The sequence below is a fragment of the Bradyrhizobium sp. CIAT3101 genome (assembly GCF_029714945.1).
Lineage (GTDB): Bacteria > Pseudomonadota > Alphaproteobacteria > Rhizobiales > Xanthobacteraceae > Bradyrhizobium.
Window position 1 is genome coordinate 1,647,869 of the sequence record NZ_CP121634.1, and the last position, 10,614, is coordinate 1,658,482.

Consider the following 10,614-nt stretch of genomic DNA (forward strand, 5'->3'; position numbering starts at 1 on the left):
TCGTCCTGCAGGAGCGATCTCGATGCTCAAGACGAAGGAAACACCGAAGGCGATCCGGACGCTGGGCGGATGGGCGATCCACGTGCTGCAGGACGCCGGCGCCATCCACGAATGCGAGGAGCATGGCTTGGCGAAGGACCGGGCCGATCCCCACGCCCGCAACCGGGCGGTCGACATCGCACGCCGGCATCCTCCCGAAGGCGTTCCCGCCGATGAAGCTGCTGCTGCGCTTCGCGACGTGCTCGATGGCATCGGCGACACCTATCCCGAATGTCCGGACGGAGATTGCTGAAGACAGGCGGATCGCGATATCCGAATTGAGATGACGCCGACGTTCCTCCTCACCGCAGAACTGGATCTCACGAGCTTCGCCTGGCTGGACGGCCTACGCCGGGGTCACTTTCCTCCCGAGCGCAACCTGTTGCCGGCGCACCTCACGTTGTTCCACCGTCTCTCGTCGGCGCAGACGGCGCGCCTGTGCAAAGTCCGCCTTCCACTCGGCCCGATACCGATTTTGCTGGATACGCCGCTCCTGCTCGGCTTCGGGGTCGCGATCCGCGTCCGGTCGCTGGAGCTTGAACAGGTCCGGTCCGCAGCGCGTCTGGCCATGGGCGGCGAGTTTTCCAGCCAGGACAGCCAAGGCTGGCGACCGCATGTGACGATCCAGAACAAGGTCGCCGCCGACGATGCGAGGCGGCTTCATCGGGAGCTCTCGACGGGCTTCGAGCCGCGCGCCGGCGCGGCTACCGGACTTCTGGTCTGGGAATACCTCAACGGGCCGTGGAAGCTGGTAGACCGGCTCCCCTTCGAGTAAATGCCGGCGCTTCTCGCGTGCTGCGCGATGTTTCGCGCCGTCCCGTGAAGATTCGGAGGGACGGCGTCGCAGAACCGAACGGGAAAAATCGGTACTGTCGGAGCGCTCACATTTTCAAGCCCCGCAGCCCGCGGATCGCTCTTCTAAATCGACGTTTGTTGTTCCCGCAGCGGCCGGCGATAAGTCGTGCGCCGGTTGAGACCAAGGCTCCGGCCATCCCCTCATTTCCCGTCAAAGTGAAAGGTCTCTGTTGACCGACCTCGAGGAGCGCGTCGAAGAGATCGAAGCCAGAGCCGCAGAGAGCGAATTGCTCGGCAACCTGTCGATGGAGGAGGAGGCGCGCATCTACAACCGCCGCCTGGCCGTCGAACTCAAGGAATACGCGCTAAAGCTCCGCGGTCAGATGGAGAGCGTCGGGAAGGAACCCAAACCGGGCGCCTGACATCGCGAAACCTTTTGCCTGCATGTCCGTATCTGCGGCGAGATGAGGGACGAATTCAGGGCGATGGTAAGCGGATGGTTCGGCGACGACGCCGTCGCGCTCGCGACGCGACTGCAGGCCATCGAAAACTGGCTTGCGCGCAACAGCGGAGCGAGCCAAGCGGACGACGACGAGCGCAAGACCGTCGAACTGATGGCGAAGCGCCTTGCGCTCCTCGCAGGAACGTATCAAGACGTCATCCGGTAGGATGGAGGACATTTCATGCGCAGGACGAACTCGACGTCGCCGGATACTCAATCGGACCAGGACATAACCGACGTTCTCAGGCAGATGGTCCGCGAAGATATCGCGGAGCAACGGCAGACCGTCGAAAGGCTGCTTCGCAAATTGGATCCGCGGATACCTCCGAAACTGAACTAGGTCTGCCACCTTACCCCGATCGCCCGTCTCCTATTCCCGCGTGCGGCGAAGCGCGTCCCTGAGTGTCTCCCTTTCGGCTTCCCAGCGCGCGTCCTCGGCCTCTATCCGCTTCTCGACATCGCGCCGCTCGGCGTCGAGCGCCTCGGACCTTTCTTCGTGCTCCCGTTGCGCGGCGTCCAGCGCCGCCTGGGCTTTGTCGACCAGCTTCTCGCGCCTGGCGCGCTCCTTCTCCCATGCCGCCTCCTCCTTGCGACGTTCGACGTCCCGCCGCTTCTGCTCGCGCTCGAAAGCCGCAGCGGCCTTTTGCGAATCCTCGACGCTGGCCTTGGGAGCCGCTCGTCGCTTCGGCTCCGGACGGCGGCTCTTCTTGGGCTTGGCTCCTTCGTCCACGTCCGGCAGGTCGGCATGTTCGGCGAACCGCCCGCTGGAGCCGGCAGGCCGCTTCAGGACCACGCCGGGTTTCGCCATGGTCGCGGCGACGACGTCTGGATCCTCGGTCTCCGTGGCGTGTCCTTGGTGAAAGAGGTTGCTGCCGGCACACCACGCCTCCAGCGCGGCCTTCATCGAAGGCGCGGCGATCGCGAGGTCGTAAAATCCGAGCGAGGTCTGGTAGGTCTTTAGCTTTCGCGGCACCTGAGTTCACCTGCGCGACGGGGAAACGCCAGTGTAACACGCGGCGTAGCGCCCGGCAGGTCCGACCGCCACTGGTCGACTTCTCTTGATCGCCGATTTGTCGAAAGTTGCTCACCTCCGCTACTCGTCCGCCAGTGGCGCGGGAATCCTAAGCGACCCCCGCTCCAAGAAGCCGCAGGGCCGTCTCGATCTTCGCGAGCAGCGCCTGGATTTCGGTTCTTTCGTTGGGTCCGGGCTCTGCCTCGAGGCGCTCCAAAAGCTGTCTCTTCTGTTCCGTGAGTTTCGCGATCGCAGACATATGGTACTCCCTTGATCGGAAGGGCCGCGCGGGCGGCCCTTCCTTCTCAAACAAGCCCTCTCGGTACGGTCAGTCGATCTCTTCGATCACGCGGCGCTCGCGCGGCTCGACGATGTAGGTGTGGCTGTCGCGGTTGATGTACCGGTACTCCCGCAGCGTCGGCGCGTCGCGATAGACTTCCTCGGGGAAAGTCTCGACCTCGACGCCCTCGGGCACGCGCTCGCCGGTCCGGATCTCGGTACGGACCGTGCTGCCGGTAGTCACGTGCTTCTCGCGCTCGACCGGGCGCGCCTTCGCGTGCTTCCGGATCACCTCGCGGTCGCGATCGCTGAAGGTGGTCTTGCGCTCCTCGCTGCGGGCGGGCGCTGACGCCGTGGACCTACCGGAATACGGCAGCGTGGCGACGATCTTGTAGCTGGACGGCTCGACGATGACGATCTCATCCTTCACGACGACGAAGTCGTAGCCGCGGTATTGCGGGACGATCTCGACGACGTCGGCCGGCAACTGCTGCAGGCGAACGTCGCGCGGAACGACGGTGCCGACGGACACCGAGAAGTTCACGCTGGTGAGCGGTCTCACGTCTAGACGCGCGATCGACTGGCTGACGCGGGTGCGCTGCTGGTCGTTGATGTTGACCGACGCGTTCACGTTGGTCGACGAACGGTCGGCATTGTTCTGCCGGTCGTCGGTTCGCTGCGCGGCATTGGTGGAGTTCGAGCCGGTCTGGTTCTGCTGCGCCTGATTGCTGCCCGTCGCCGGCGGATTGGCCGACTGGGTCTGGCCGCTGGAGGGCTGGCTGGTCTGGGCCTGGTTCGATGGCGGATTGGTGGTGTTGGTCTGCGCCTGGCTCGGCGAAGTCGAAGTTGCCGGCGCCTGCGACGTGCTGGTGTTGCTGCCGGAACCCGTCGACTGACCCGCGGCGCTCTGGTTGGAGGTCGAAGGGGCCTGCGTCTGCGCCGAATTTGTCGACGAAGGATTCGAAGTCTGGGCGGAGCCGGTCGGCGTCGTGCTCGACGTCGACGGACTGGTGGTCGACGCGGACGGCGCGTTCGTCGTCGCAGGCGTCGAAGTCGACGTCGTAGAATCCTGCTGACGCTGCGCCGACGGGGCGGTTGTCGAAGTGTTCGTCGAAGATTGGGCCAAAGCCGAAGTAGCGATAGCGACGAAGGCGGTGGTCGCCAACAAAATACGTTTGTTCATCTGAACCTCCTGAAACATGGGTGCCCATCAACATTCCATGGTGTCAGCGGTTCCAAATCGGGAATTAGCGGCAATCCGTTTCGTTTAGCAATATTCGATTGCGCGAAAATTGCATCGAGGCGGCTTCGGAGGTCGCGCCGGATTTCGGGAAAAAAAGGAACTATCAGCCTTCCCTCTCGTTTCCGTGATTACTTGATCACTACTGGAGGAGAAAGCATCATGAAGAAACTGATCGTGTGCGGCGCTCTCGCCGCTTTCGCTCTTGGTACCCAGGCCGCAAGCGCCGCGGAGTTCTACATCGTGCGCGACGCGACCACGAAGAAGTGCACCGTCGTCGACAGCAAGCCGACAACGACCACCACCACGGTCGTAGGCGACGGCGTGTACAAGACCAAGGTCGAGGCGGAATCCGCAGTGAAGACCACGAAGATCTGCACCGAGCAGTAACCGAAGGGCCGCCAGGTCCTTCCGATAAAATTGAGGAATGAAGGAGAACGTCATGCCCGTCGTCTTGTTGTGGGCCGTCCCCGCAGTCATCTTCGTCGGCGGTGCCGGATATTTCCTGGTTCACATGCACTGAACCGGTTGACGCCGGAGCGGCCCGCCGGGAAAAACCCAGCGGGCCGTTTTCTTCGGATGGACGCATCCGCTTTTTAGCCCTTCGACCACGAAGCGCAGCGCCATGACGATCGCGGCGGACGCGAGACAGGCGATCGCCAGCAAAGTCCAGTAAGGCCTGGTGCTTCAGCGAGCCACCCGCGCAACGAACGTCTTGAGCCGCGTCAGCATCCCTCTCTAGGAAGACGGTCGAGATACGCTATCCCGAAGTTCGCGAGTTCTTCGGAGTCGCTTCGTCGCTCTTCCCATCTCCTCTGCAGATGACGTTGCAGCAAGCAGTGCCGATCATCTCGCGCATCGACGTCGGGGTGACGCGAGCGGTATACCGTCCACGCCGTTTCCGCAGCCGTCTTCAACACTTCATCGTCGAACATTTTCGGGCCGCCGCATTGCTGTCGACGCAAACTCCATGCGCAGGCGAAAGTTTCCGGTTTTTCCCGATCGATGCGCGGAGGCGTTCACGCCTTCGCCCTTGCTTTTTCGCGTGCCGCGCGGCGGCGTTGCAGGCGCCTGCTTCGGGCGCCCTTTGTCCAGGCGAGGAGCCTTGGAGTGGCCTTCTCGGAGGCGGGGATTTCGGCGGAAGCGCCTAGCTCCGCCTTCGCTTCGACAGGCCTTGCTTCCATGAAGTCGAGCACCGCGCGTCCCGTATCGGTGATCCGCCATCCGCCGTTCAAGCGCTCGACGAGTCCTTGCGAGAAGAGGTCGAGATCGGGGGCGCGGGCGGCAAGGCGGCGAGTTCTGTCCGCCCACTCGCGGCCGCTGGTGGCCAGGATGGCCATGTCCCGCTTGAGATCCGCCATGACGGCGAACCCGTCGGGATAGCTGACGAGGATCTTGAGCACCGTGACCTGGAAGTTCACCCGTGTCCTGCCTTGTCGAATGCCGCCGCCGCAGCAACTATTGCCTATTTTTCCCGTTAACGGCCGGGGCACGCAATGAGAAAGGAATTCCGATGAAGAAGATTGCAATGTCGGCGCTCATGGTCGGCGCACTCGGTCTGGCTTCGGTGGCCACGACGTCTCCCGCCGAAGCTCGCTGGCGAGGTGGTGGCTGGGGCCCTGGCATCGCGGGTGGCCTGGTCGCAGGTGCCGTGATCGGCGGGCTTGCGTCCTCGGCGTACGGCTGGGGCCCCGGCTACGGATATTACGGCGGTCCCAGCTACTACGGCGCCGGCTATTACGGCGGCCCGTACGCCTACGATGACGGGTACGACGAACCCTATCGCTGGGGCGGCGGCTACACCACCACCTACTACAGCGCGCCTGTCTCCTACGGCTACCGCTATCGACGCGTCGTGCGACCCGCGTACGCCTACTACGGCGGTTCCTATCCGGTGGTTCGGCATCGCTGGCATCGTCACCATTGGTGAACCTGTCGGTCCGACGCAGAAGAGGCCGCGCTCCGCAAGACGCGGCCTCTTCCTCTTCTCTTACCATTCGGCTGAAAACGTGTCGCGCCGGTCGAAGGCAAGCTGCCGCTCGGGTGCTCTTTTCGACAGCTTAGCAAGGCGCTTGGGGCGTGGACGGGGCGCTCCGGAGACGCGTATCGGCTGCTCTTTCTTGGCCTCCCGAAGAGGCGCTGCGGGCGCGGCGGCCATGGCTTCGCGTACAAGCTGCTGCGACCGTTCAGCCGCCGGATCGGCCTGCGCGATGGCTGAAACGTCGGACCGCGGACGCGTATCGAAGACGATCTTGTCGGGAAGCCTTCTCGCCGAGGCAATCCGGATGATGGTTCTGTCCGGGTCGGCCGCCGCCACGCGTTCGACGGGAGCCGGCAGATATCGGTCGGCCGCGAAGAGCAACGCCAGCAGCAGCGCGCCGACGAAAGCGAAGTATCGGATGATGGGCATGGACGGCCGCTTGCGGGAGGAATCAACACTCGGCGGGCGCCGGATTGATGTCGGGGCGGGCCGTCCGTTCGGCGACCCGCCCCGAAGGACTCAGTCGATCTCCTGAACGACCGTGCGGGTCGACGGGTCGACCAGCATCACGCGTTCGCCGGAGTAGACGTAGCGATACCTGGTGAGCGATGGACCCCAATCGGCGGGCACGGCTTCGAGTTCGACCTCGCGCGGCACCGGCTGGCCGATCACGATCTTTTCGCGGCTCTCGACCGGGCGGATCTTGTGTTCGGTCACGTAGGTGCGGATCTTGGTGCGGTATTCCGGTTCGATCTGGACCGCGGCGGTATGACCTGTGCCGGTGGTGGTGACGACCGTGGATTGTGCCATCGCACCGGTCGAGATCAGCGCGGCGGCCGCGCACGTCAGCAACAGCTTCTTCATGAATGTCTCCCTGTCCGCAACATGCGGCATGCGAGAACACGCGGATGGTGGCAAGGTTCCAGATTTGCGGCAGACCGATTGCCTATTTTTCCCGGCGAATGCATTTGCTCGCAGCCTCGGCGTACTGCGGCCGCTGTCGGAGGAAGGAGCGATCCGGATGATTCGGGACTTGCGTTCTTAGAGCGCTTCGCCCGTCTTCCGTTAGGACGATACCGAACCAATGGTGCGTGCCCGGCGTTCCTGTCGCGTGAATCGAGGATCGTCGGTGCAGGATAAGACAAAATCGGTCGTGCGGGTGCTGGTTGTTGACGCCCATCCTGTCGTCACGACGGGATGCCGCGCGCTGTTCGCATCGGACCGTTCCGTCGAAATCGAGGAGGCCTTCGACGCGAAGACGGGTCATCAGGCGTACCTGCAGCAGCATCCGGACGTGACCGTCGTGCACCTGAGGCTTCCCGACCTGACGGGCTTCGAGTTGACGCGCCGGATCCGCAAGGACGATCCCGGCGCGCGGATCGTGATGCTCAGCGTGAGCGAGGATCCGGCTTTCGTGGTGCGCGCCGTCGAAATGGGCATTCAAGGATACGTCTCAAAGAGCGACGATCCAACATCCTGGCCGAGGCGATACGGAAGGTTGCAGCGGGCGGGCGCTTCGTATCGCCTCGCTTGGCCGAAGCGACGACCTTCGCCGGGGCTGAGATCAAAGCCAGCCCGTTGACACGGATGAACGCGCGCGAACTCGAAATACTCAGGCTGCTGGGGGGTGACAGGATAGCGGAAGTGGCATCCGAACTCGGCATCTCCTACAAGACCGTCGCGAACGTCACTTTGGCGCTCAAGACGAAGCCACTCGGACCTGGTCAGGGGTGGCGGTCGAGATCGACCTGCACTGACAGTGCAGCCGACAGCGCTCGCTTCACGCAACTTCCAAGCCTTGCTGCACGCGCTCAGTGTGTTCCAGCATCGGAACATTCGCCATTTTATCCCGTTGGATGGGTCCATTACGAAATGAGGAGTTCGGATATGAAGAAAAATCTTGCAATCGGATGTCTGCTGGCCGCGACGACGGCGACCGGGGCCTTCGCTGCCACCACTGTGCTGACAGCGGCGCCGACGGAAAGCTGGACTGTGACAAACTACTACAAGCAGGCTGTTTACGATCCGAAGGAGAGCAAGATCGGCGACATCGACGACGTCCTCGTCGACAAATCGGGCAAGATAACGGGACTCGTCATCGGGGTGGGCGGATTTCTCGGCGCGGGCGAGAAGGACGTCATCGTGCCGTTCAACGCCGTTAAGACCGCGAAAAAGAACGACAAGTGGTGGTTGACCCTCGACGAAACCAAGGACGACCTGAAGGGCGCCCCGGGCTTCAAGTACGATCGGGCCAGCACCACTTGGGTGCCGGAAAAGAAGTAACTGGACATCGCGGAGGGCGAATGCGAGCGAAGCGCTCGCTCTCCGATCCAGGCGTGGAAATCTCGGTTTGTGCCCCCGCCGCCAATAAAATCCATGAGAGGCAGCTTCTCGATATAATCGATGCAATGAGGGAAGCTCGGCAGGAAAATAGAGCGGTGCGTGAACCGATCACCGGAGCCACTTGTTTCGTGGCGGAGGTTCTGCCGATGACCCCGTCTGACCCTGCCCAGATTGCGCACAACGGACGCCAACGAAGGCTGCTGGTGGTGCTCGCGTTGGGATTCATCGTCTTCGCCGCCGCCGCGGCCGCTCTCTACTACATCCTGCAGCCCGAGACCCTCCGTATCGCGGTTGGCCCCGCAGGCAGCGACGACCATCGGGTGGTCGAGGCGATGGCGGATGCCTTCGGCGAGGAGAGCAGGTCGGTCAGGCTATCCCCGATCACGACGGAAGGCGCGGCCGAGTCCCTCGCTCTGCTTGGCGCCGGCAAGGCCGATCTGGCGGTCGGTCGCGGCGATCTGAGCATGCCGGCGGATGCGCAGACGTTGGCCGTGCTGCGGAAGAACTACGTCATCCTTTGGACGCACTCTGGACGACCGGGCAAGGACTCCCGGAAGAAGGCAACTGGGAAGATCTCAGAGATCGCCGATCTGGCAGGCCACAAGGTCGGCATCATCGGAAGGACCGGCGCCAATTTAGCGCTTCTGCGCACCGTTCTGATCGGCTCGGGCGTGGAGCCCGATAAGGTTGCGACGGTCCAATTCGGGACCGACCAGGTCGAAAAGCTCGCGCAGGACACCACTCTCGACGCATATCTCGCGGTCGGTCCGCTTGACAGCGGGATCACGGCCGACGCGATCGCCGCGACCTCGCGATCGCGCGGAGTTCCGAAGTTTCTTCCGATCGACGCATCCGAATCGATCGCCTTGAAGCAACCGCGCTACGAGGCCGAGGAAATTCCCGGCAGCGTATTCAGTGCGAACCCGGCCTGGCCCGACGACAAGGTCGACACCATCAGCGTCAGTCATCTCATTCTCGCCAGAAGGACGCTTTCCGAAGCCAAGGCGGCGGCCTTCTATCGGCAACTTTTCGCCGTCCGCGACACGATCACGCGACGCGTGGCCGGCGCCGCACACATCACCAAGCCCGATACCGAGAAAGAGGCCGAGCCCTCCGTACACAGGGGCGCCGCTGCGGTCATAAACGGGACCGAGCGGACCTTTCTGGACAAGTACAGCGACTACTTCTGGTTCGCCTTGCTGCTTCTTTCCGGCATCGGCTCAGCGGCCGCTTGGCTGCGTCGCTACCTGAACAGGGACGACCGAGACGACGATGCCGGCCGCCGCAACCGTATCCTCGCCCTGACATCGAAGCTCGAGGAAGCTGGGTCCGAAGATGACTTGCTGGCAGCCCAACGAGAAGTCGACAGTATCATCGGCGAAACGCTGAAGTGCTATGACGACGGTTCGATCGAACAAGACGACATGGTGGCTTTCGGCCTCAGCCTCCATCTGTTCGACCATGCCGTCGCCGAAAGGCGGGCGGCGTTAGAGGGCGGTCCAGCCGGTCCGGCAAGACGCGCAGGCACGCCACTGGCCTTGCGCCCGTGAGCTTTAAGGGCACCATAGCCTCTCCATGAATCGGAGGTGGTCGTTCCTGACTTGCGGGGTGTTATTCCGAACCGGCTTTGTCTCCAGCTCGGCCGCAAGAGGCGACGACCTGGTCTATGCCGGCAAGGTCGATCATGGATTCGACAAAGTGTCCGCCGCCGACCTCTAGAAGCGCCTGAAACCGCTGAGCCGGAAGACGCAGCCCTACGCGAAGCGGATCGCCCACAAAGGCATCTGGGTCGAGCCGAAGCTGCATGCCGAGGTCGAGTACCGGGCCAAGTCCGCGGAAGGGAAGGTCCGACACCCGTTCTTCAAGGGACTGCGGGAAGACCTGCAGTAGCATCCTTTGCGCCCTCGCGGGGCGACAGGGAGTGGCGGCTCTGCGCGTCGAAAAGCAATTGGCGTCTCTTCCGAACAATTTCGAGGCGCCCGGGTTAGAACGCCACGAGTTTGGATTCTTGAGGAAGCAGCTGTGCGCGTGTTGCTGGTGGAGGACGATCCGCTGATCCGGGAGTTCGTGGTCGAGGCGTTGCAAGAGGCAGGCTTCGACGTGATCCATGCCTCCAATGGGTGCGAGGCACTCGCCTGGCAGGATCGGCAGGCCGTCGATGTTCTGGTGACCGACATCAAGCTGCCGGGGCCGATCGACGGGTGGCAGATCGCCGAAGGCTTCCGGCTGCACAATCCACTTCTGCCCGTGATCTACGCGACGGGATTTTCCCCGGTCGCTCCGCGGCCGGTCGCCGGCAGCGTGCTGCTACAAAAGCCTTTTCACCCTGAGGAGGTCGTACGCGCCGTGAAGCATCTCGCCGATCGGCCACTCTTCCGGTAGCACGGGACCTCCCTCGGAGAGAAACGCACGTGCTCTCGTCG

Annotated in this window: 15 protein-coding genes and 2 pseudogenes; 11 read left to right on the forward strand and 6 right to left on the reverse strand. The window is 63.2% G+C overall.

Features of this window, described 5'->3' with window-relative positions; all coding sequences use genetic code 11:
* The first annotated feature begins 22 nt into the window (after positions 1-22).
* From QA645_RS07620 to QA645_RS07635, 4 genes are all read left to right on the forward strand, one after another.
* Complete coding sequence (locus tag QA645_RS07620; RefSeq protein WP_283049323.1) at positions 23-292, forward strand: hypothetical protein; 270 nt, start codon at positions 23-25, stop codon at positions 290-292.
* A 30-nt stretch (positions 293-322) separates the two neighbouring features.
* Positions 323-814, forward strand: a complete 492-nt coding sequence (locus tag QA645_RS07625; protein WP_283049324.1) for a 2'-5' RNA ligase family protein — start codon at positions 323-325, stop codon at positions 812-814.
* Between the two features lie 250 nt (positions 815-1,064).
* Positions 1,065-1,256 carry a hypothetical protein gene (locus QA645_RS07630; protein WP_283049325.1) on the forward strand — a complete coding sequence of 64 codons (192 nt, stop codon included), beginning with the start codon at positions 1,065-1,067 and terminating at the stop codon, positions 1,254-1,256.
* A gap of 63 nt (positions 1,257-1,319) precedes the next feature.
* Positions 1,320-1,502 (forward strand): hypothetical protein, encoded by a 183-nt coding sequence (locus QA645_RS07635; protein ID WP_283049326.1) that lies wholly within the window; start codon positions 1,320-1,322, stop codon positions 1,500-1,502.
* Between the two features lie 204 nt (positions 1,503-1,706).
* On the opposite strand, the gene QA645_RS07640 is transcribed toward QA645_RS07635, so the two are convergent.
* From QA645_RS07640 to QA645_RS07650, 3 genes are all read right to left on the reverse strand, one after another.
* Complete coding sequence (locus QA645_RS07640) at positions 1,707-2,309, reverse strand: cell envelope biogenesis protein TolA (protein WP_283049327.1); 603 nt, start codon at positions 2,307-2,309, stop codon at positions 1,707-1,709.
* Positions 2,310-2,457: 148 nt separating this feature from the next.
* Complete coding sequence (locus QA645_RS07645; protein WP_283049328.1) at positions 2,458-2,607, reverse strand: hypothetical protein; 150 nt, start codon at positions 2,605-2,607, stop codon at positions 2,458-2,460.
* A 69-nt stretch (positions 2,608-2,676) separates the two neighbouring features.
* On the reverse strand, positions 2,677-3,810 hold the full coding sequence (locus QA645_RS07650; RefSeq protein WP_283049329.1) for a DUF1236 domain-containing protein: 1,134 nt from the start codon (positions 3,808-3,810) through the stop codon (positions 2,677-2,679).
* Positions 3,811-4,029: 219 nt separating this feature from the next.
* Here QA645_RS07650 and QA645_RS07655 point away from each other — a divergent pair, with 219 nt between their 5' ends.
* A complete protein-coding gene (locus tag QA645_RS07655) occupies positions 4,030-4,257 on the forward strand; it encodes a hypothetical protein (RefSeq protein WP_283049331.1) in 228 nt (75 codons plus the stop codon).
* Positions 4,258-4,886: 629 nt separating this feature from the next.
* On the opposite strand, the gene QA645_RS07660 is transcribed toward QA645_RS07655, so the two are convergent.
* The gene (locus tag QA645_RS07660; RefSeq protein WP_283049333.1) at positions 4,887-5,288 is read right to left on the reverse strand and encodes a hypothetical protein; all 402 of its coding nucleotides are present in this window, start codon (positions 5,286-5,288) and stop codon (positions 4,887-4,889) included.
* A gap of 92 nt (positions 5,289-5,380) precedes the next feature.
* On the opposite strand from QA645_RS07660, the gene QA645_RS07665 reads away from it, so the two are divergent.
* Positions 5,381-5,797: a hypothetical protein gene (locus QA645_RS07665; RefSeq protein ID WP_283049335.1), complete on the forward strand. Its 417-nt coding sequence runs from the start codon at positions 5,381-5,383 to the stop codon at positions 5,795-5,797.
* A 60-nt stretch (positions 5,798-5,857) separates the two neighbouring features.
* Here QA645_RS07665 and QA645_RS07670 read toward each other — a convergent pair whose 3' ends face one another.
* Complete coding sequence (locus QA645_RS07670) at positions 5,858-6,277, reverse strand: hypothetical protein (RefSeq protein ID WP_283049337.1); 420 nt, start codon at positions 6,275-6,277, stop codon at positions 5,858-5,860.
* Positions 6,278-6,367: 90 nt separating this feature from the next.
* Positions 6,368-6,712, reverse strand: a complete 345-nt coding sequence (locus QA645_RS07675; RefSeq protein ID WP_283049338.1) for a DUF1236 domain-containing protein — start codon at positions 6,710-6,712, stop codon at positions 6,368-6,370.
* A 298-nt stretch (positions 6,713-7,010) separates the two neighbouring features.
* Here QA645_RS07675 and QA645_RS07680 point away from each other — a divergent pair.
* From QA645_RS07680 to QA645_RS07700, 5 genes and pseudogenes are all read left to right on the forward strand, one after another.
* Positions 7,011-7,605 (forward strand): annotated as a pseudogene (locus QA645_RS07680) (response regulator transcription factor).
* 130 nt (positions 7,606-7,735) lie between these two features.
* Entirely contained in the window at positions 7,736-8,131 is a 396-nt protein-coding gene (locus QA645_RS07685; protein WP_283049341.1) for a PRC-barrel domain-containing protein, read from the forward strand.
* Between the two features lie 206 nt (positions 8,132-8,337).
* Positions 8,338-9,741 (forward strand): TAXI family TRAP transporter solute-binding subunit, encoded by a 1,404-nt coding sequence (locus QA645_RS07690; RefSeq protein ID WP_283053130.1) that lies wholly within the window; start codon positions 8,338-8,340, stop codon positions 9,739-9,741.
* A gap of 97 nt (positions 9,742-9,838) precedes the next feature.
* Positions 9,839-10,081: pseudogene (locus QA645_RS07695) on the forward strand (DNA ligase); the annotation flags it as partial.
* 132 nt (positions 10,082-10,213) lie between these two features.
* Positions 10,214-10,573, forward strand: coding sequence for a response regulator (locus tag QA645_RS07700; protein ID WP_283049342.1), 360 nt, complete (start codon positions 10,214-10,216; stop codon positions 10,571-10,573).
* Positions 10,574-10,614 lie beyond the last annotated feature (41 nt).

What these genes read in the sequence shown, in the direction of transcription:
- QA645_RS07690 (WP_283053130.1), top strand. Translation starts at nt 8,338, where the DNA reads ATGACCCCGTCTGACCCTGCCCAGATTGCGCACAACGGACGCCAACGA.
- QA645_RS07625 (WP_283049324.1), top strand. Translation starts at nt 323, where the DNA reads ATGACGCCGACGTTCCTCCTCACCGCAGAACTGGATCTCACGAGCTTC.
- QA645_RS07620 (WP_283049323.1), top strand. Translation starts at nt 23, where the DNA reads ATGCTCAAGACGAAGGAAACACCGAAGGCGATCCGGACGCTGGGCGGA.
- QA645_RS07645 (WP_283049328.1), bottom strand. Translation starts at nt 2,607, where the DNA reads ATGTCTGCGATCGCGAAACTCACGGAACAGAAGAGACAGCTTTTGGAG.
- QA645_RS07670 (WP_283049337.1), bottom strand. Translation starts at nt 6,277, where the DNA reads ATGCCCATCATCCGATACTTCGCTTTCGTCGGCGCGCTGCTGCTGGCG.
- QA645_RS07650 (WP_283049329.1), bottom strand. Translation starts at nt 3,810, where the DNA reads ATGAACAAACGTATTTTGTTGGCGACCACCGCCTTCGTCGCTATCGCT.
- QA645_RS07675 (WP_283049338.1), bottom strand. Translation starts at nt 6,712, where the DNA reads ATGAAGAAGCTGTTGCTGACGTGCGCGGCCGCCGCGCTGATCTCGACC.
- QA645_RS07685 (WP_283049341.1), top strand. Translation starts at nt 7,736, where the DNA reads ATGAAGAAAAATCTTGCAATCGGATGTCTGCTGGCCGCGACGACGGCG.
- QA645_RS07655 (WP_283049331.1), top strand. Translation starts at nt 4,030, where the DNA reads ATGAAGAAACTGATCGTGTGCGGCGCTCTCGCCGCTTTCGCTCTTGGT.
- QA645_RS07635 (WP_283049326.1), top strand. Translation starts at nt 1,320, where the DNA reads ATGGTAAGCGGATGGTTCGGCGACGACGCCGTCGCGCTCGCGACGCGA.
- QA645_RS07665 (WP_283049335.1), top strand. Translation starts at nt 5,381, where the DNA reads ATGAAGAAGATTGCAATGTCGGCGCTCATGGTCGGCGCACTCGGTCTG.